Genomic DNA, 18,118 nt, shown 5'->3' with positions numbered 1-18,118 from the left:
GCCGAACTCATCGACCAGGACACCGAAGACGTCGAGCAAGCCCCGACGGAGGCCGGGCATTCCGAGCCTAGCGACGCACCGGCCGACCAGACTCCCGAAAACGGCGGGATGGACTCCGAAACCAGGGAAGAACGCGATGGAGACGCCTGCGGGGACCGCCCGACAACGACCGGCAAGCGCCGTGTCCGGTGGGGTCATATCGTCGCCTTCGCGGTCCTGCCGGCGTTAATCGTCTCGCTCGCCGGCGTAGCGGGCTGGCTCAAGTGGAAGCAGTCCTATGCGCGCGCGTCCGCGATCTCACGCGTGGAATCCGTTCAGGTGGCCAGGGATTCGACAATCGCGATGCTGTCCTACAAGCCCGACACGGTGGAAAAGCAATTGACCGCAGCCGAAAGCGGCCTCAGCGGCGGTTTTCGTGACTCATATGCCAAGCTGATTCACGACGTGGTCATCCCCGGTGCCCGGCAGCAACAGATCAGCACCGTCGCCGAAGTGCCCGCAGCCGCCTCGGTTTCGGCAACTCCCGACCACGCAGTCGTGCTGCTGTTCATCAACCAGACGGCGACCGTCGGTAACGAGGCCCCGACCGACACCGCATCCAGCGTCCGGGTGACCATGGACAAGGCTGCCGGACGATGGCTGATCTCGGGCTTCGACCCGATCTGACGGCCGACGTCGGGCTCAGGGCATGGTGTAGCCGCCGCTCACCGAGATCATCTGCCCGGTGACTTGACGCGCAGCGCGTGGCGACGAGAACCACAGCACGGCGCGCGCCACATCCTCGGCGGTCGTCAGCTGACGCGTCGGCGTGTCTTTGAGCATGAAGTCGATTTGTTTGGGATTGAAGACTTCGTCTTGGCCCACTGCCCACAAGCTTGTCCTCCCCACGGCCTCCGGCCCGTCGGGTATGACCAGACCGGGACAGACGATGTTGGAGCGAATGCCGTGCCGACCGTGCTCGCGCGCCGTGGTGCGGGCCAGCGCGACCATTGCAGCCTTCGAAGCACCGTAGACACCTTGGCGGATCTGGCCGAACGCGGCGTCGCTGGCGATGAACACGATCGCGCCGCCGCCGCTCTCCTTCATCGGCGCAATGGCCGCCTGGGTCGCGGCGATCGCGGTGAACAGGTTGATCTCGATGGTGCGCTGCCACTTGGCCCGATCGGTGTCGGTGGCGACGAACCCCGGAACACTCCACCCGGCGTTGTTGACCAGAACGTCCACCCCGCCCCACGCATCGATCGCGCGCCCCATCGTCGATTCTGCGGCACCCGGCAGAGTCAGATCGGCGACGGCCACCTCGACGGCGGCCGCGCCGCGGGCCAGAGCCTCACGGCAAACCTTCTCCGACTGGGATTCGTCGATGTCGTTCAACACGATTCGAGCCCCCTCGGAAGCGAACTCGTGGACGATCCCGCGTCCGATGTTCGACGCGCCCCCAGTCACCACCACTCGCGCGTTGGCCAATCCCAAATCCACGATGATTCCTCCCGCCGAGCGTGGTTGAGACCACCCAACCATCTGGTTTAACCTAGATTAGAAATTTAGGATAGATTTGTCCATGATCCGGATGGGAGTCAGTCGAATATGACGAAGCCGCTGCTGGCGGAAAAGGTTGCGGTGGTGACCGGCGCGGGGCAAGGCATTGGACGCGAGATCGCGCGGGAACTGCACCGTCACGGAGCCCGCGTGGTGCTCGCCGACCGTGACGGCGAAGCCGCTCGTCGCGCTGCGGGCGACATCGACGGTGCGGGAATCGACTGCACCAGCGCCGTGTGTGATGTGACCTTCGAAGACCAGGTCCGAGCCCTCGTCGGCGACACCGTGCGCGACCACGGTCGGCTCGACATTCTCGTCAACAACGCGGGCATCACGCGGGACGCATCGCTGAAGAAGATGACGGTTGACGACTTCGACGCGGTCGTCGCCGTCCACCTACGCGGCACCTGGTTGGGAGTGCGCGAGGCCGCGGCGGTGATGCGGGAGCAGAAGGCGGGCAGCATCGTCAACATCTCCTCCCTGTCCGGGAAATCCGGCAACCCGGGTCAGACGAACTACAGCGCCGCCAAAGCGGGGATCGTCGGACTCACCAAATCCGCGGCCAAGGAACTGGCGCACCACAACGTGCGGGTGAACGCGATTCAGCCGGGATTGATCCGCACCCCCATGACCGAGGCCATGCCGCCGGAGATCTTTGCCCAACGCGAAGCGGACGTGCCGATGAAGCGCGCCGGTGAACCCGAAGAGGTCGCCGGGGCGGTCGTCTTCCTGGCCTCCGAATTGTCGAGCTACATCACCGGCACTGTGCTGGAAGTCGGCGGCGGGCGGTACATATGAGCGAAGTGCTGCGCGAAATCACCGGCTCCGTCGGTGTCATCACGCTGAATCGGCCAGACCGGATGAACGCCATCAACGTGTCCCTGTCGCGGCTACTCGAAACCTCCATCCTGGAGTTGGGCGGCCGCCTCGACGTCAACGCTATCCTGCTCAAAGGCGCAGGCGGAAACTTCTGCGCTGGAGGCGATTTCGACGAAGTTCAACGGCTGCGGTCCCAAGGCCCGGACGCGTTACGATCGCTGTTCACGGCGTTCAATGCGGCCTGTGAGGCCATCGCTCGCGTGCCGATTCCGGTGATCGCCGCCGTCACCGGCGTCGCGATGGCCGGGGGATTCGAACTCATGCAGGCCGCAGACCTCGTGCTGGTGGCCGATACGGCGCGCGTTTCGGACAATCACATCAATTTCGGCATGATCCCCGGCGGTGGAAGCACGGCGCGGTTACCGCGCATCGTCGGCCGCCAGCAGGCGCTGGGCCTGTTGCTGTCCGGTGATCGGCTGTCCGGTGCCGAGGTGGCCGCGCGCGGCCTGGCCTACCGGTCCTTTCCCGCGGATTCCTTCGACGAATCCGTCGAGGAGTTCGTCGCCAAGATCGCAGCACGTGACCGGTCGGCCGTCACCGACATCAAGCGACTCGTCGATACCGGACTGCGCGCGTCGCTCGAGGCTGCATTGGCCGCTGAGACAACCGCCGTCGTTTCGCGCATCGCCGGGCAGGCCGGCCAGGACGGCGTTGCGGCGTTCAAGGAGAGGGAGGTTCGAGCATGACGACGGCCATCGAAGACGCCGTGCTGCACGCGGTCGACGACGCGGGCATCGCGCGGATCAGGCTCAATCGGCCCAAGACCTCGAACGGGCTCAACGTCGAGACCCTCAAGGCCTTGCACGACGCGATTTTGACCACCCATGCCGACCCGGCGGTGCGGGTCGTGCTGCTGTCCGGCGAGGGGCGAAACTTCTGCGCCGGCGGCGATGTGCACACGTTCGAATCCAAGGGCGCCGACCTGCCGAACTACCTGCGCGAGGCCACCGCGTGGCTGCAACTCGCAACGGCGGCACTGATCCAGTTGAAGGCGCCCGTCATCACGGCCGTGCAAGGTTTCGCGGCGGGCGGTGGCGGGCTGGGGTTGGTGTGCGCCTCCGACATCGTCGTGGCCGCGCGGTCGGCGAAATTCTTCTCCGGCGCCGTCCGCGTCGGCATGGCGCCCGACGGCGGCTCCTCGGTCACCCTGACGCAGTTGGTCGGGCTGCGACAGGCGCTGCGCATTCTGCTCACCAACCCGACGCTGACCGCGGGGGATGCGGCCGCGATCGGCCTGGTCACCGAGGTCGTCGACGACGAGGCGCTCACCGATACCGTCGAGCGGATCGCCGGCCAACTCGCCGCGATGCCGACGCAGGCCCTGTCGGCCACCAAGCGGCTGGTGTGGGCGGGAGTCGGTGCGCCCGTCGAGGCGCGGCTCGCCGAAGAGGCCCGCATCGTCTCCGAGCTGTCGGGAACGGCTGACGCGCTCGAGGGGCTGCGCGCGGTCATCGAGCGCCGACCCCCGAGGTTCACCGGCCGATGATCAACGTCCTCATCCGCGATGACGACGCGGTGCGCACCATCACGCTGAACAGGCCTGAGGTTCGCAACGCCATCGACATCCCGCTGCGCATCGAACTCGCGGATGCGCTGGAAGCCGCTGACGCCGACGCCTCCGTGCGCGCGATCGTGCTCACCGGCTCCGGCGGGGTCTTCTGCTCGGGAGGCGACATCTCCACGATGCAACGGATGGATGCCGAACCCGCCCGCGAACGCGCGCAGCTGGCGCAGCGCGTCATCCGGGCCATCTGGAACACCCCCAAACCGGTCGTCGCCGCGGTCGAGGGCGCGGCGTTCGGGGCCGGGGCGGCCCTCGCCTTTGCCTGCGATCGCGTCATCGCCGCCCGCGACGCCCGCTTCGCCACCACCTTCACCAACGTCGGATTGGCCGGTGACATGGGCATTTTCGCGTCGCTGCCGCGACGAGTGGGAGTTGCCCGGGCCCGGCAGATGCTGCTGATGCAGGAACCCGTCGAGGGCGAACGGGCCCTCACCTGGGGTCTGGCCGATGCGCTGGCCGAACCGGGAAGCACGGTTGGCGTCGCGCTGGCGGACGCGTCGCAGTTGGCTCGGGGACCCGCCGAGGCGTACGGCGCCATCAAGAGCCTGCTGGCCGTGTCGCCCACGATGCATCCGCTCGAGGTGCTCGACCAGGAAGCCGCCAACCAATCGGTGCTTTTCGGCAGCGACGACTTCGCCGAAGGCGCCGCCGCCTTCCGGGAGAAGCGTCGACCCCTCTTCGGTCAGCGACAAGGAGCGCACTCATGACATCCGTCGTCAGTCACACCACGGGCACCGACCGCTACGAGCGGCTGATCCGTCGCGACAAAGTTCACGGCTCGCTGTACACCGACCCGTCGATCTTTGACGAAGAACTCCGCAAGATCTGGTATCGCACCTGGGTTTTCGTCGGGCACGAGAGCGAGGTCGCCCAACCCAATGATTACGTCCGCAAGAAGCTCGGTCCACAGGACGTGATCATGACCCGTGATCGCGAGGGCAAGATTCATCTGTTGCTCAACCGCTGCGCTCACCGGGGCAGTCAGGTCTGCGACGACGCCAGGGGCAACTCCGGCACCTTTCGCTGCCCGTACCACGGCTGGACGTTCCGCAACACCGGCGAGCTGATCGGTTTCCCGTTCTTCAAGGGTTACGGCGAACGCAAACTCGATCTGGCCCTCGGTCGGGTGCCCCGCGTCGACTCGTACGGCGGGTTCGTGTTCGGCAGCTTCGCCGCCGACGGTCCCAGCCTGGTCGAACACCTCGGTGCGGCCGCAGGCGAGATCGATCGTCTTACCCGGCTCTCGCCCCTCGGCGAAGTCGAATTGACCGCAGGCTGGCTCCAGCACCGCACCCGGGCAAACTGGAAGCTGCTGGCGGAGAACGAAACCGACGGATATCATCCGCAATTCGTGCACGGCTCTATCTTCGGGGTCACCGGAAGCACGATCGGTCCGCTCTACAGCGACTCGTCGACGGCCGTGACCCGTGACCTTGGTGGCGGCCACAGCGAGAACGACTTACGCCCCGAATTCCGCAAGTTCGCGGAGCCGATGCGCTGGTTCGGCACCAGCGAATCGCGGGTGCCCGACTACGTCGCGGCGATCCGCCGCGTGCACGGCGACGCCGCCGAGCAGATCCTGATCGAGGGCGCTCCCCACGTGATGATCTTTCCGAACCTGTTCATCGCCGAAATCCAGGTGTTCAACATCCAACCGGTCGCCGTCGACGAATGCGTGCAGTACTCCACCGCGGTACAACTGGCCGGCGCGCCCGATCTCAACCGACGGATGGTCTCGCAATGTGTCGGTTCGGTCGGACCCGCCGGAATGCTGCTCGCCGACGACACCGAGATGTATGAACGCAACCAGGAGGGCTTGACCGCCCTGTCGCCGGAATGGCTGGACGTACGTCGCGGCCTGAACCGAGAGACCGCCGACGACGGCGGATTCACCATCGGGTCCGCCACCGACGAAACCGGAATGCGCGGTTTCTGGTCGCACTACAAGGAATTGATGGGCAAGGACTGAAAGCATGACTGCGTCAACGACCGCGAACGCGAACGATCTAGGTCCGGTACCTGACGGATTCGACCGCCACGATGTCGAGCAATTCCTCTACCGCGAAGCGCGCTACGCCGACGAAAACGATTACGACAACTGGGAAGCGCTGTGGACCGATGACGCGCTGTACTGGGTGCCCTCCGGCGGCCCGGTCAACGACCCGCGGCGCGAGATGTCGATCATCTTCGACAACCGCAACCGCATTGCCACGCGCCTCAAGCAACTGCGCACCGGCCGCCGTTACGCCCAGGCACCCCCGTCCAACCTGCGCCGCCTGTTGAGCAACATCGAATGGCTCGGTGGACGCGCGAACGGCGGTGGTGGCGTTGACCTGGAGGTGGGGGCCAACTTCGTCGCCGTCGAATCACGGGCCCGCCGGACGCACATCTGGGGCGGGCGCACCACCTACCGGATCCGCCGAATGGGCGACGAGCTTCGGCTCGCATACAAGGAAGTGGTGCTGGTCGACAAGGACAAGCCGATCCCCACCTTGGGCTTTCTGATCTAGGAAGGGCTTTCATGGGTATCGAATTCGATGACCGCGCCTCGTTTACGGCACCGAACGTGGGGCCGGTGATCGGCAGTGAGTTCGCCGAGGTGGCCGTGCGAATCGACGAACGTGGCAACGCCCCTCGCCTTCGTCTGGAAGATCTCCGCACCGGAAGGGTGCGCTATCTGGACGCGCTGGAACTGGAAGCGATCGTGTGGCTGCCGCAACAGCGGCTCGAGTCGCTGCTGGACCCCTCGGCCTACCGCTGGCGAGGGGAGCCGTCATGAGGCGCGCCGCGATCGTCGCCCCGTTACGCACACCGGTGGGCGCATTCGGCGGCAGCCTGCGTCCGCTACGCGCCGAAGATCTCGCGAGCGAGGTCATCAAAGCGGTTGTCGCCCGCAGCACGATCGATCCGCATCTCATCGAAGACGTGGTGTTCGCGCAGTCCTACGCGAACTCCGAGGCGCCCTGCATCGGCCGGTGGGCAGCTCTGAACGCGGGCCTGCCGATCGAGGTGCCGGGACTGCAGATCGACCGCCGCTGCGGCGGCGGGCTACAAGCGGTCCTGACCGCGGCGATGACGGTGCAGACCGGCGCCGCCGATGTGGTGCTCGCGGGTGGGGTCGAATCCATGAGCAACATCGAGCACTACACCACCACGGCCCGGTGGGGATCGCGGTCTGGAAACCAAGTTCTCTACGACCGGCTGGATCGCGGACGCGAACGCTCCCAACCCGCCTGGCGTTTCGGCGAGATCAGCGGAATGATCCAGACGGCGGAAAATCTGGCCGCCGACTACGGTATCGACCGCGCCGCCGCGGACGCCTTCGCCGCGCGCAGTCATCAACGGGCGGCGGCCGCCCAGACCGCCTGCGCGTTCGACGGCGAGATCGTGCCCGTCGAGGTGCCCCAGCGTCGCGCCGAGCCCGTCGTCGTCGACCGTGACGAAGGAGTGCGCGCAGACTGCACCCCCGACTCACTGGCGAAGCTTCGCACCATCGTCACCGACGGCACCGTCACCGCGGGCAACGCCGCGCAGCAGAACGACGCGGCCGCGGCCTGCCTGGTCGTGGCCGAAGACCTCCTCGAGCCCCTCGGCTTGGAGCCGCTCGGCTATCTCCTGGCTTGGGCCGCGGTGGGATGCGAGCCGTCCCGGATGGGCATCGGTCCGGTGGGTGCGGTCGAGAAGCTCTTCCAGCGGACCGGTTTGGGCTTCGACGATCTCGCCCTCATCGAGATCAACGAGGCCTTTGCCGTTCAGGTGCTGGCCGTGCTGTCGGGCTGGGGCGTCAAGCTTGCCGATGTCGAGGAACGGTTGAACGTCAACGGATCCGGCATCTCGCTCGGACATCCGATCGGCGCGACCGGCGTCCGGATCCTGACCACCATGCTCCACGAGCTTCGCCGTCGTGGTGGCGGTCTCGCGCTGGAGACGATGTGCATCGGCGGCGGCCAGGGGTTGGCCGCCGTATTCCAGGGGGCGACATGAACCCGGGAGTGCTCGGCTACGCCAGTTACCTGCCGCGCTACCGGCTCGGCGGCAACGACATCGGCATCCGCGGCGACCGCGTCGTCGCCGCCTTCGACGAGGACTCGACGACCATGGCGGTCGCGGCCGCCGGCCAGATCGTGACGTCTTCCGCAGCCCCGCCCGTGCTGTACTTCGCCACCAGCACCCCGGCCTATGCCGACAAGAACAACGCGTCGGCCATCCACGCCGCGCTCGGCCTACCTTCGAATGTGCTCTGCGCCGACATGTGCGGAACCGGGCGAAGCGCTTTCGCATCCATGGCCGCTGCCACCCACACCGGGGGAGTGGCGGTCGCCGCCGACGTGCGCGTCGGCAGGCCCGGTTCGGCCGACGAGAAACTCGGCGGCGACGGCGCCGCGGCGCTGTTGTTCGGTGACGGCGACGTCATCGCCGAGGTGCTCGGGATGCATTCGCTGACCGAGGAATTCCTGGACCGCTGGCGCGAACCCACCGCCATCACCGGCCAACAATGGGAAGAACGGTTCGGCGGTCAGCGCTATGCGGCGCTGATTCGGCGGGCGGCGGCCGAGGCCCTCGACTCGGCGGGAATCGCCGATCCCGACCACGTGGTACTTGCCTGCCCCAATGCGGGGGTGCTCAAGCGCGCCGGATCGCTGGTCAAAGGCAACAAGGGCGTCACAACCCCTGCGGCGGGCTTCGGCGGAGCCGCGGACGCGATGATCGCCCTGTGCGGCACACTCGACGTCGCCGGGCCCGATGAGACCATCCTGCTCCTCTCGGCTACCGACGGATGCGATGCGATGGTCCTGCGGACCACGGCGTGGCTGCCGCGGTCGCGGCAACGATGCGCTCTGGAGCAACAGCGCCACGGTGGCCTGCCCGTTCCGCACCTGACGTATCTGTCGTGGCGGGGTCTCGTTGCCCTGGAGCCGCCCCGCCGGCCGGAACCCGAGCGTGCGGCCGCGCCGCCCGCGGCGAGGGCAGGGGGCTGGAAGTTCGGATTCGCCGGATCGCGATGCCGTGTCTGCGGGTTCCTGCACCTTCCACCCACTCGGGTGTGCCGCTCCTGCGGGGCCGCCGACGATATGGACACCGTACCGGTCGCGGGTCTGCGGGGCACCATAGTGACCTACACCGTTGACCGGCTCGCGTTTTCGCCGTCGCCCCCCATGTTGCAGGCAGTGATCGACGTCGACGGGGATGGGCGTTGCACCCTCGAGGTGGCCGACGCACGGGCGGAGGAATTGTCGGTCGGGGCGAGGGTGCGCTTCAGCTTTCGCAGGCTGTTCACCGCGGGCGGCGTGCACGACTACTTCTGGAAGGCGGTGCTCGACGATGCCGAGTAACGGAATTGCCGGCAAGGTCGCCGTGATCGCGATGGGCTGCAGTCACTTTGGTGAGCGCTGGAACGCCTCGACCGAAGACCTCATCCTGGAGGCCTACGGCGAATGCCTCGACGGGTCAGCGGGTATCGGTGCCGACGATGTCGACGCCTACTGGCTGGGAACGCTGAGTTCTGGTCTGGGCGGGCTGACGTTGAGCCGGGCCATCGGCAGTGACGACAAACCCGTAACCCGGGTCGAGAATTTCTGCGCGACCGGTTCCGAGGCTTTCCGCAACGCGTGCTATGCCGTGGCCGCCGGGGCATACGACGTCGCCATGGCCGTCGGCGTGGAAAAGCTCAAGGATTCGGGATATTCGGGCCTGCTGCGCCAGGATCCGCCCGGCGACGGCACGGCCCCGGAATTGTCGATGACCGCGCCGGCCGCGTTCTCGATGCTTGATCCGGCGTATTGCTCCCGGCACGGGGTGCACGCCGACGAGATGCGAGCCGCGATGACCCACGTTGCGTGGAAGAACCATGACAACGGCACGCGAAACACCAAGGCGCAATTCCGCTCTCCCGTCTCCCGGGAAACCATCGAAAAGGCGCCGAAGGTGGCGGGACGGCTCGGTGTGTTCGACTGTTCCGGCGTCTCCGACGGCGCGGCCTGCGCGCTGATCGTGCCGGCCGAGCGTGCCTTGGAGTACACCGATACGCCCATGTACGTCGAAGCGCTGTCGCTGGTGGCGGGCTCGGCTCGCGCGTCGATGGATCCGGGGTACGACTTCACCACCTTTCCCGAGGTCGTGAAATCCGCGAAGGACGCCTACGCCCAGGCCGGCATCGATCGACCGGGCGCCCAGCTGTCGCTGGCGGAAGTGCACGACTGCTTCACCCCCACCGAGATCGTGCTGATGGAGGACCTGGGCTTTTCGGAGGTGGGCAACGCGTGGAAAGACGTGTTGGACGGTCAGTTCGACGCCGACGGTCGGCTGCCGGTCAACCCCGACGGTGGTCTGAAGTCGTTCGGCCATCCCGTCGGTGCCAGCGGCTTGCGAATGCTTTATGAGGCGTGGTTGCAGTTCCGTGGGCGGGCCGGTGACCGTCAGTTGGCGGACCCACATACCGCGTTGACGCACAACCTGGGCGGCCGGCCCGGCGGCTGCGTGTCTTTCGTGTCGATCGTGTCTCGAACGCCGCGGCCCAGGACCTAGGGCATTCGCCCGGCAGTGGCGAGGGCCGGCGGTCCAACCCCCGCAGCAATTTCTAATATACGTTCGAAAATATCTGGAGGGAGTCAGCAGTGTCTGGAGTCCAAGACAAAGCCATCATCGTCACCGGGGCGGGTGGCGGCCTGGGTCGCGCCTACGCACAATTCCTGGCGGCCAACGGGGCCCTCGTCGTCGTCAACGACCTCGGCGGTGCCCGGGACGGCTCGGGGGCGGGAACGTCGATGGCCGACGCGGTCGTCGCCGAGATCCGTGACGCCGGTGGGCGCGCCGTGGCCAACTACGACTCGGTCGCCGACGCGCAGGGTGCGGCGAACATCGTGAATACGGCGCTGTCGGAGTTCGGTGCGCTGCACGGCGTGGTGAGTAACGCGGGAATCCTGCGTGACGGCGCGTTCCACAAGATGACCGACCAGAACTGGGACGCGGTGCTCAAGGTGCACCTCTACGGCGGCTACAACATCGTCCGAGCGGCCTGGCCGCACTTGCGCAAGCAGAACTTCGGGCGAGTGGTGGTGGCCACGTCGACCAGCGGCCTTTACGGCAACTTCGGGCAATCCAACTACGGAGCGGCCAAGGCCGGGCTGGTGGGGTTGATCAACACCCTGGCGATCGAAGGGGCCAAGTACGGAATCACGGCCAATGCCGTCGCCCCGCTCGCGGCCACCCGCATGACCGCGGACATCGCGCCTCAAGAAGTGCTGGACAAGCTCGATCCCCGCCTGGTCGCGCCTGCGGTCGGTTATCTGGTCTCCGAGGAAAACCACGACACGGGTTCGGTGTTCGTCGTCGGGGGCGGCTTGGTGCAACGAGTGGCGCAGTTCCAGAACGACGGTGTCACGTTCGCCTCGCCCCCCGATCTTTCTGAGATCAGCGCGCGCTGGCGGGAGATCAGCGACATGTCCGCCGCCAAGCTCGGGACCAATCCGGTCTAGTCAAGCGATTAGCTGCCGGTGCCGTTCGATCACCGCCCCGACCACCAGGATCTGGCGCCGGTCACGTTGCTAATCGCCGAAATCGAGGAGGCCATTCGATGACCACGACGTCAAGTGTGCCGACGAACGCTCGGCCCTTGGTCGAAGCGTATTGGCCGGCGGACCGCAGTGTCGGGTTGATCGACGAAACCATAGGCAGCCTGTTGGCCGGCCGTGCCGCGGCCCATCCGGGGCGCGCGGCCCTGGTGGGCGTGCGGCACGGCAGCGGCATCATCGAACGGCTCACCTATGCCGAACTTTTCGACGAGTCCACACAAGTGGCAACCGCCCTGACTCAACTGGTGCGACCCGGTAGCTTCGTCGCGCTGTGGGCGCCGAATGTGATCGAGTGGACCATAATCCAGTACGGCGCGGCATTGGCCGGCATGGTGCTGGTAGCCCTCAATCCCGTTCTGCGCGAGGGTGACCTGGACTACGCGCTCCGCCACTCGGGCGCGGAGCTACTGTTGCACGCCGACCACAGCCGTGAGTACGCGATGTGTGAGGTGGCCGAACGGGTGTGCGCAGCTATCCCGGGCACGCGGCGCATTTCGCTGGCGCAAGTCGATGTCTGGAAGTCGGACGCAGCCGCGTTCCGCGGCAACTGGGTAACACCTACGGATGCCGAAACGCCGGCCATGCTGCAATACACGTCCGGCACCACCGGCCGCCCCAAAGGCGTGCTGTTGTCTCACCGGGCGCTGGTCAACGTCGCCAAGCTCACCATGGAGGCGGTCCAGGTGCCGCCGGCGGCGAAATGTGTCAACCCGCTGCCGTTGTTCCACACGGCGGGGTGCGTGATCGCCACGCTCGGACCGTTATGGGTGGCCGGTACCGTCGTGCTGTGCGAGAGGTTCGCCCCGGGCCCGGTGCTCGCAACACTGCGACAGGAGCGCCCGGCTGTGCTGCTCTACGTGCCGACCGTGCTTCGGTCGTTGCTCGACCACCAACGCGCGTCGGCGGAACCTGCCCCCCAGGTGCCGATCATCATGGGCGGCGCGTCCGACGTCTCGGCCGAGCTGATCGACGGTGCCGCGGCGACTTTCGGCGCCAGCGTGTTCAATCTGTACGGCCAGACCGAACTGGCTCCGGTGCTCACGCTGACGCGTCCGAGGGACAGTCGCGAGGACCGGTTGACGACGGTCGGGCGGCCACTGCCTCAGGTGGAGTGCAAGATCGTCGACCCCGAAGACGGCCGGACCCTGCCCGTCGGTGAAAAGGGAGAGATCTGCGCCCGCGGCTACCAGCAATTCATCGAGTATCTGCACGATCCCGACGCGACGGCCGAGGCGCTCGACGCCGAAGGTTTCGTGCGCACCGGGGATCTCGGCACGATGGACGACCGCGGATTTGTCACGGTGGGCGGCAGATTGAAAGAACTGATCATTCGGGGAGGTGAAAATATATCCCCCGCCGAGATCGAACAGCTCGTCGCGGGACATGAGAGCGTGGACGAAGCCGTCGCCGTGGGCCTGCCCGACACGTATCTCGGCGAGACCGTTGCGGTCGTCTGCCGGTTGGTCGCCAGTCACCGCAGTGGTCTCAAGGAATCGCTCGATGCCCACATTCGCGCGCGGGCGGCCGCCTTTAAGGTCCCGGCGCGATGGTTCGTCGTCGATCAATTCCCGGTGACCCCGACCGGAAAGGTGCGCCGATTCGCCCTGCGCGAGGCCATCCTGAGCAATGAATTACAGGAACTGTGAACGCAATCGACGATATTCGCGCGCGCCGGGAGGCGCTGCTGGCGCGGTTTCCGGTCTGGACCCCGCGAACGCTCGGGGACTGGCTCGACGAATGCGCCGCGGAGTTCGGACAACGCTTGTTCGTCATCACCGAAGCAAACACCCTGACTTACGGCGAGGTCGCTCAGCGGTCTCGAGAGCTGGCGACGGGCCTGCGCGCATTGGGCGTGCGGCCGGGTGATCGCGTCGGGATGCTGATGGCCAACTATTCCGAATTCGTCGCCGTCAAGTTCGCGATAGCGCGCCTCGGTGCGATCGCGGTGCCATTCAACTACCTGTATCGACGCGACGAATTGGCCTTCTTATTACGGGATTCCGGTTGTCGGGTGCTGGTGACGATGTCAGCGTTCGAGCCGCTCGACTATCAGGGGATGCTCGACAGCATTGTGCCGGGATGGGATACCGCTGGATTCCACGAACGGGCCCCCGCCAGCGACCAGGCGCCCGCCCTTCGTCACGTGCTGGTGGTCGAGACGGACCAGCCTCTGCGTGCCGGCGCAATGTCCCTCGCTGGTCTGGCTGACGCTGGCGCGTCGGACCGCGGGGGGCCGTGGGGCCCCGCGCCGGCCCCGGACGCGCCCGGCGACATGCTCTATACGTCGGGCACTACCGGTTCCCCCAAGGGGGTGCTGGTGTCCCACGATGGCGTCCTGAGAACCGCGTATGCGTCGGCCCTGACGCGCGCCTACGAGGACGGCCGGCGAGTGTTGTTCTCGCTGCCCTGCTACCACATGTTCGGCTACATCGAAGGACTGCTCTCGGTGATGTTCACCGGTGGGGCGGTGATCATGCAGCCGCGTTTCAGCGCCGAGGGATATTTTCGGGGAATCGAGCAGCACCGCGCCACCGACATGCTCTGCGTGCCCACGATGGCCGTCGCGATGGCCGAGAGCCCGCACCGCGCTGAATACGACCTGAGTTCGCTGCGCGCGCTGCTCTGCGGTTCGGCCGCGGCACCCACGTGGCTGTGGGAGCGCATCGAGCGAGACTTCGGCGTCAGTGAGATCGTGACCGGGTATGGCATGACGGAGTGCGGCGGCGCAATGACGCTGACCTTGCCCGAGGACCCGCTGTGGCGCTCCGCCGAGACGGTCGGGAGGCCCAAGTTCGCCGGCGCTGCGGGCGTGCCCGATATCGACGCGCTGGTGACCTATCGGGTTGTCGACCCGGACACCGGCGACGAGTTGCCGATCGGCTCCGAAGGCGAGCTGGTGTCCGCGGGGCCGGCCACCATGATCGGGTACTGGAACCGGCCCGCCGACACCGCGGCGGCATTGCGTGGCGGGTGGCTGCACTCGGGGGACCTGGGCTGCGTGCGGCCGGACGGCTACCTGCAGGTGACCGGGCGGAGCAAGGAGCTCTACAAGAGCGGCGGTGAGCTGATCATGCCCAAGGAGATCGAGGACGTGCTGGCCCGCCATGACGAGATCAGTCAAGTCTTTGCCGTGGGGCTGGTCGACGAACGGTGGGGCGAAATCGGTTGTGTCGTCGTCGTTCCAGTGCCGGGCGCGGCGATCACCGAAGACGACGTGCTGACGGTGTGCCGGCAAGAGCTCGCCCGCTTCAAGGTGCCTAAACGGGTGGTGTTCTATCGGGCCGAAGACTTGCCGACGACACCCACCGGGAAGGTACAAAAGTACCGCCTGGTCGAGCAGTTGACGTCGGCTCTCGCCCGGCCCTGATCAGGCGGGACTGAACATGTCGATCCCGTCGTGCTGCCGAGACGACAGGGCCTTCTCATAGACCAGCAACTCCAGATGCGACAGCACCTCCAGGACGGCCGTCATGCGGTGCATGACGTCGAGATCGCCCAGCGCACGGTCGTGGCGGGTCCAGCGCATACTCGACGCGACTTCGAACGCGGTCGTGGCGCCCGCCGCGACCCGTTCCCCGACGAGTCCGAGTCGGGTGCGATGATGTGCGACCAACTCAGCCGCCCGTTCGCGTGTGCGCCCGTCGCTTGGGCCGTGCGCGGCCAACATCCGTGAGTCGGGCAAGTCGAGGAAGAGCAAGAGCGAAGCCAGGTAGGACCGTAGCGGCAGTCGTTCCGGTCTCCGCTCGAAGGCGATCGACGGGGTTATCCGCGGCAGGAGATGATCGCCGGTGAAGACGGCACCGTGATCCTGGTCGTCGAACACGACGTGGCCCCGGGTGTGACCGGGGGTCGCACGCGCGGTGATAGTCACGCCGCCGCAGTCGATCTGGTCACCGTCCGACAGCCAACGGTCTGGGGGAGTGAATTTGACGCCGCGTTCGTACGGTTCCCAGTCGAGGTTGTTCACCTCGCGTGCCAGCGGGGCTGCGCCCGCGCGGACCAGCATCTGTACTTGCAGGGGATGCACTCCGCTCATCGCAGCGAATGCCTCGATACTGTGCCGCTCCTCGTGTCCGAGCATCAGTTCGGCATCGAGCTCGTCGCGCCACCGTACGGCCAACGAATAGTGGTCCCAATGCTGGTGCGTCACCAGAATGCGGCGCACATCAGACGGTGTGGCGCCGAGGGCGCAGAGCGCGGCCCGCAGGGTCGCTTCGCCCGGCTCGTAGGCCCACCCAGGGTCGATGAGGGTCAGACCGTCGGAGCCGACTATCGCGTAGGCGTTGACGGTCTTGAGGTCGGGCAGCGGCAGCGGCAGCGGCACGCGAACGACGTGCTCAGCGATCTTTTCGCTGACGGCATCCCTCGCCATCGGCGGAACCTGCGACACGACTGCCTCCCGCTGTTCTGAAAAATTTAACGTGGACTAGAAAATCATGCTACCGTGAAGGTTGTGTTCGACGTGAAGTACCCGGTTTGGTGTCGAAGTGGGGTTCGAATACGACGGTTGATTCCTAGCGTGCGAGAGGGGGCGAAGAGTCAGTGACGTCGCCTGCGCAGACTCTGGTGGGTTGTCGGCGCCTGCCGCGGTCGATCGCACAGAAGCCGCGGATGTTGGCCGAGTGGCTGACGGCGCGCGGGGAGCGGGTCGCCGCGCCCCTGACGACCGCGCGCATCACCAGGCGGCGCATCAACATGTCATGGGCCATCGCCGATAGCTGCGGTCGCCAGTGGATCCTTCGAGAGCGCCGGCGCGGCACGGTCCGCGACTTCTCGCGTGAGGCGACCGTGCTCAGCGCGGCGCTGAGCCAGGGGCTCCCGGTTCCCCGGCTGGTCGGCCACCATGACACAGACGTGCCGTTCATCGTCACGACGCGAGTCGGCGGTCACACGCTGCACACGGAAGAGGACGCTCGCGGGCTCAGACCGACACAACGTCGCCAAATCGGGTTCACCGTCGTCGCGGCGCTGGCCCGGATTCACCGAGTCGACCCCGCAACCACCGGGCTGCCCCGATTTTTCACCGGCTATATCGACCGGCAATTGAGCGCAATGACCGACGTGTGGACCCTGTCTGGCTCCGACGGGCCCCACGATTCATCCTGGCGGGCATTGCGGGCTCGGCTGATCGACCGAAGGCCACGGCACGAAGGTCGTCTGACGCTGATTCATGGTGATTTTCGGCTCGCGAATCTCGTGCTGCAGGAGGAGTCGTTGACCGCAATCATCGATTGGGACTGGTGTACGGCGGGGCATCCCCTCGCCGACTTGGCTTGGCTGCTAATGAATTGGCCGGCCTCGACGGAGACCGGTGTGTTTCCGCCCAGCCCGGTGCGAGCCGGCGGATTCCCCACCCGGGGCGAAATCATCAACGCCTACGGCGAGATGGCAGATCGCGCGCTGCACGATCTGCCCTACTACCGGGCGCTGGCGCAATGGCGCGCAGCCGCCCTGTTGCAGGCGGAGTTGGGCCGCCAGCACGCGCACGGGCTCGACGAGAAGACTCCGCTCCTCGACGTCGACGCGGTGGACGACACGATCGCCGATCTGCTGATCGGAGCCTCGAACCTGCTGCGAAGCCCGAGATGATCTCCGCCGTCGACGAATACACACACCCGTTGAGCTCCGACGTCAACTTCAACGAATCGATGTACTTCCAGTTCCACGACCCGGCGCGGGAAACTACCGGTTTTCTGCGGCTGGCGAATCGCCCTAACGAGGGCCGCGGCGAGCGTACCGTGTGTATCTACCTGCCGGACGGACACCTCGGTTTCGGCTTCGAGCGGCCGCACGTCTCGACCAACGACGTCATGGCTGCGGCAGGCTTGGCCGTCGAGGTCCGCGAGCCGTTCCACGAGCTGCGTGTCACCTTTGACGGCTGTGTCCGCGTGGTCGGCGATCCGCGAGCCATGACCGAGCCGAGGACGGCGTTGAGCGGCGCGCCGCAGGTTGCGTGCCGGATCGACCTGTGCTTCACGGCGCTGGCCCCGCCACACGAGCAGACGTTCGACGCCGACGGCCGGTCGTTCGCGCCCCATCATTACGAGCAACTGACTTCCGTGCGGGGGACGCTCGCCGTGGGCCAGCGAACGATCCCGATCGACGGACATGGCCTGCGCGACCACTCCTGGGGACCGCGTTCCTGGCAGGCGCCATGGTTCTACCGTTGGATGCACGGTTGCTCGGACAATTTCGGTTTCATGGTCGCCCACTTCGGCGAGCCTGACGGATCCAGCCGGCGCGGTGGCTTCGTCTTCGACGGCGGCGAGGTGCACTCCTGCGATCGCGTGACGATCGCCACCGTCCGGGACGACGACGACTATCAGCAGTCGATCACCGTCTCAGCCCATGCCGGGCAACGGTGTTGGCACGTTCATGGTCAAGCGCTGGCATCGGTGCCGCTGCGCCACCGCGGCTCCGACGGGGCGCCGAGCACCCGAATCGTCGAGTCGGCCATGCGGTGGCGAACCGACGCCGGGATGCAGTTGCACGGAATGTCGGAATACCTCGATCAACTCCACGACGGCAAGCCCGTCGGACTACATGTTTAAGGAAGGGCGATAAC

18 protein-coding genes are annotated in these 18,118 nt (G+C 66.6%); 16 read left to right on the top strand and 2 right to left on the bottom strand.

The window, feature by feature from the left end:
- Nucleotides 1-108: 108 nt before the first annotated feature.
- On the top strand, nucleotides 109-666 hold the full coding sequence (locus SKC42_RS06495; protein ID WP_330963470.1) for a hypothetical protein: 558 nt from the start codon (nucleotides 109-111) through the stop codon (nucleotides 664-666).
- Between the two features lie 15 nt (nucleotides 667-681).
- Here the strand turns inward: SKC42_RS06495 and SKC42_RS06490 are convergent, their stop codons facing one another.
- Nucleotides 682-1,479 carry an SDR family NAD(P)-dependent oxidoreductase gene (locus SKC42_RS06490; protein WP_330963469.1) on the bottom strand — a complete coding sequence of 266 codons (798 nt, stop codon included), beginning with the start codon at nucleotides 1,477-1,479 and terminating at the stop codon, nucleotides 682-684.
- Nucleotides 1,480-1,587: 108 nt separating this feature from the next.
- On the opposite strand from SKC42_RS06490, the gene fabG reads away from it, so the two are divergent.
- The 13 genes from fabG (at nucleotide 1,588) to SKC42_RS06425 (ending at nucleotide 14,920) form a co-directional block, all read left to right on the top strand.
- A complete protein-coding gene (gene fabG / locus SKC42_RS06485; RefSeq protein ID WP_330963468.1) occupies nucleotides 1,588-2,337 on the top strand; it encodes a 3-oxoacyl-ACP reductase FabG in 750 nt (249 codons plus the stop codon).
- Complete coding sequence (locus tag SKC42_RS06480) at nucleotides 2,334-3,104, top strand: enoyl-CoA hydratase/isomerase family protein (RefSeq protein WP_330963467.1); 771 nt, start codon at nucleotides 2,334-2,336, stop codon at nucleotides 3,102-3,104. The genes fabG and SKC42_RS06480 overlap by 4 nt, the downstream gene beginning before the upstream one ends.
- The gene (locus tag SKC42_RS06475; RefSeq protein WP_330963466.1) at nucleotides 3,101-3,904 is read left to right on the top strand and encodes an enoyl-CoA hydratase/isomerase family protein; all 804 of its coding nucleotides are present in this window, start codon (nucleotides 3,101-3,103) and stop codon (nucleotides 3,902-3,904) included. Before SKC42_RS06480 ends, SKC42_RS06475 begins: the two co-directional genes overlap by 4 nt.
- Nucleotides 3,904-4,689, top strand: a complete 786-nt coding sequence (locus tag SKC42_RS06470; protein WP_330963594.1) for an enoyl-CoA hydratase/isomerase family protein — start codon at nucleotides 3,904-3,906, stop codon at nucleotides 4,687-4,689. The genes SKC42_RS06475 and SKC42_RS06470 overlap by 1 nt, the downstream gene beginning before the upstream one ends.
- Nucleotides 4,686-5,951 carry an aromatic ring-hydroxylating oxygenase subunit alpha gene (locus tag SKC42_RS06465; RefSeq protein ID WP_330963465.1) on the top strand — a complete coding sequence of 422 codons (1,266 nt, stop codon included), beginning with the start codon at nucleotides 4,686-4,688 and terminating at the stop codon, nucleotides 5,949-5,951. Before SKC42_RS06470 ends, SKC42_RS06465 begins: the two co-directional genes overlap by 4 nt.
- A 4-nt stretch (nucleotides 5,952-5,955) precedes the next feature.
- Complete coding sequence (locus tag SKC42_RS06460) at nucleotides 5,956-6,492, top strand: aromatic-ring-hydroxylating dioxygenase subunit beta (RefSeq protein WP_330963464.1); 537 nt, start codon at nucleotides 5,956-5,958, stop codon at nucleotides 6,490-6,492.
- Between the two features lie 11 nt (nucleotides 6,493-6,503).
- Entirely contained in the window at nucleotides 6,504-6,761 is a 258-nt protein-coding gene (locus SKC42_RS06455) for a hypothetical protein (protein ID WP_330963463.1), read from the top strand.
- Complete coding sequence (locus tag SKC42_RS06450) at nucleotides 6,758-7,966, top strand: acetyl-CoA C-acetyltransferase (RefSeq protein WP_330963462.1); 1,209 nt, start codon at nucleotides 6,758-6,760, stop codon at nucleotides 7,964-7,966. The genes SKC42_RS06455 and SKC42_RS06450 overlap by 4 nt, the downstream gene beginning before the upstream one ends.
- A complete protein-coding gene (locus SKC42_RS06445; protein ID WP_330963461.1) occupies nucleotides 7,963-9,315 on the top strand; it encodes an OB-fold domain-containing protein in 1,353 nt (450 codons plus the stop codon). The genes SKC42_RS06450 and SKC42_RS06445 overlap by 4 nt, the downstream gene beginning before the upstream one ends.
- The gene (locus tag SKC42_RS06440) at nucleotides 9,305-10,507 is read left to right on the top strand and encodes an acetyl-CoA acetyltransferase (protein WP_330963460.1); all 1,203 of its coding nucleotides are present in this window, start codon (nucleotides 9,305-9,307) and stop codon (nucleotides 10,505-10,507) included. The genes SKC42_RS06445 and SKC42_RS06440 overlap by 11 nt, the downstream gene beginning before the upstream one ends.
- 89 nt (nucleotides 10,508-10,596) lie before the next feature.
- Complete coding sequence (locus SKC42_RS06435; RefSeq protein ID WP_330963459.1) at nucleotides 10,597-11,457, top strand: SDR family oxidoreductase; 861 nt, start codon at nucleotides 10,597-10,599, stop codon at nucleotides 11,455-11,457.
- Nucleotides 11,458-11,555: 98 nt separating this feature from the next.
- A complete protein-coding gene (locus SKC42_RS06430) occupies nucleotides 11,556-13,199 on the top strand; it encodes a class I adenylate-forming enzyme family protein (RefSeq protein WP_330963458.1) in 1,644 nt (547 codons plus the stop codon).
- Nucleotides 13,196-14,920 carry a class I adenylate-forming enzyme family protein gene (locus tag SKC42_RS06425; protein WP_330963457.1) on the top strand — a complete coding sequence of 575 codons (1,725 nt, stop codon included), beginning with the start codon at nucleotides 13,196-13,198 and terminating at the stop codon, nucleotides 14,918-14,920. The genes SKC42_RS06430 and SKC42_RS06425 overlap by 4 nt, the downstream gene beginning before the upstream one ends.
- Here the strand turns inward: SKC42_RS06425 and SKC42_RS06420 are convergent, their stop codons facing one another.
- Nucleotides 14,921-15,925: an MBL fold metallo-hydrolase gene (locus SKC42_RS06420; RefSeq protein WP_330963456.1), complete on the bottom strand. Its 1,005-nt coding sequence runs from the start codon at nucleotides 15,923-15,925 to the stop codon at nucleotides 14,921-14,923.
- Between the two features lie 239 nt (nucleotides 15,926-16,164).
- On the opposite strand from SKC42_RS06420, the gene SKC42_RS06415 reads away from it, so the two are divergent.
- Both SKC42_RS06415 and SKC42_RS06410 read left to right on the top strand, forming a co-directional pair.
- Nucleotides 16,165-17,142, top strand: a complete 978-nt coding sequence (locus SKC42_RS06415) for a phosphotransferase family protein (protein WP_330963455.1) — start codon at nucleotides 16,165-16,167, stop codon at nucleotides 17,140-17,142.
- On the top strand, nucleotides 17,139-18,104 hold the full coding sequence (locus tag SKC42_RS06410; protein ID WP_330963454.1) for a DUF7064 domain-containing protein: 966 nt from the start codon (nucleotides 17,139-17,141) through the stop codon (nucleotides 18,102-18,104). Before SKC42_RS06415 ends, SKC42_RS06410 begins: the two co-directional genes overlap by 4 nt.
- Nucleotides 18,105-18,118: the final 14 nt, after the last annotated feature.

Origin of the sequence: Mycobacterium sp. 050134 (assembly GCF_036409085.1) — a bacterium.
In the GTDB taxonomy this organism is placed as follows: Bacteria; Actinomycetota; Actinomycetes; order Mycobacteriales; family Mycobacteriaceae; genus Mycobacterium.
This window is presented reverse-complemented; position numbering and strand designations above follow the sequence as displayed.

Excerpts from the sequence above, each read along its gene's own strand:
- SKC42_RS06495 (WP_330963470.1), top strand. The coding sequence starts at position 109 with ATGGACTCCGAAACCAGGGAAGAACGCGATGGAGACGCCTGCGGGGAC.
- fabG (WP_330963468.1), top strand. The coding sequence starts at position 1,588 with ATGACGAAGCCGCTGCTGGCGGAAAAGGTTGCGGTGGTGACCGGCGCG.
- SKC42_RS06480 (WP_330963467.1), top strand. The coding sequence starts at position 2,334 with ATGAGCGAAGTGCTGCGCGAAATCACCGGCTCCGTCGGTGTCATCACG.
- SKC42_RS06475 (WP_330963466.1), top strand. The coding sequence starts at position 3,101 with ATGACGACGGCCATCGAAGACGCCGTGCTGCACGCGGTCGACGACGCG.
- SKC42_RS06465 (WP_330963465.1), top strand. The coding sequence starts at position 4,686 with ATGACATCCGTCGTCAGTCACACCACGGGCACCGACCGCTACGAGCGG.
- SKC42_RS06460 (WP_330963464.1), top strand. The coding sequence starts at position 5,956 with ATGACTGCGTCAACGACCGCGAACGCGAACGATCTAGGTCCGGTACCT.
- SKC42_RS06455 (WP_330963463.1), top strand. The coding sequence starts at position 6,504 with ATGGGTATCGAATTCGATGACCGCGCCTCGTTTACGGCACCGAACGTG.
- SKC42_RS06450 (WP_330963462.1), top strand. The coding sequence starts at position 6,758 with ATGAGGCGCGCCGCGATCGTCGCCCCGTTACGCACACCGGTGGGCGCA.
- SKC42_RS06445 (WP_330963461.1), top strand. The coding sequence starts at position 7,963 with ATGAACCCGGGAGTGCTCGGCTACGCCAGTTACCTGCCGCGCTACCGG.
- SKC42_RS06440 (WP_330963460.1), top strand. The coding sequence starts at position 9,305 with ATGCCGAGTAACGGAATTGCCGGCAAGGTCGCCGTGATCGCGATGGGC.
- SKC42_RS06430 (WP_330963458.1), top strand. The coding sequence starts at position 11,556 with ATGACCACGACGTCAAGTGTGCCGACGAACGCTCGGCCCTTGGTCGAA.
- SKC42_RS06420 (WP_330963456.1), bottom strand. The coding sequence starts at position 15,925 with ATGGCGAGGGATGCCGTCAGCGAAAAGATCGCTGAGCACGTCGTTCGC.
- SKC42_RS06415 (WP_330963455.1), top strand. The coding sequence starts at position 16,165 with ATGTTGGCCGAGTGGCTGACGGCGCGCGGGGAGCGGGTCGCCGCGCCC.
- SKC42_RS06410 (WP_330963454.1), top strand. The coding sequence starts at position 17,139 with ATGATCTCCGCCGTCGACGAATACACACACCCGTTGAGCTCCGACGTC.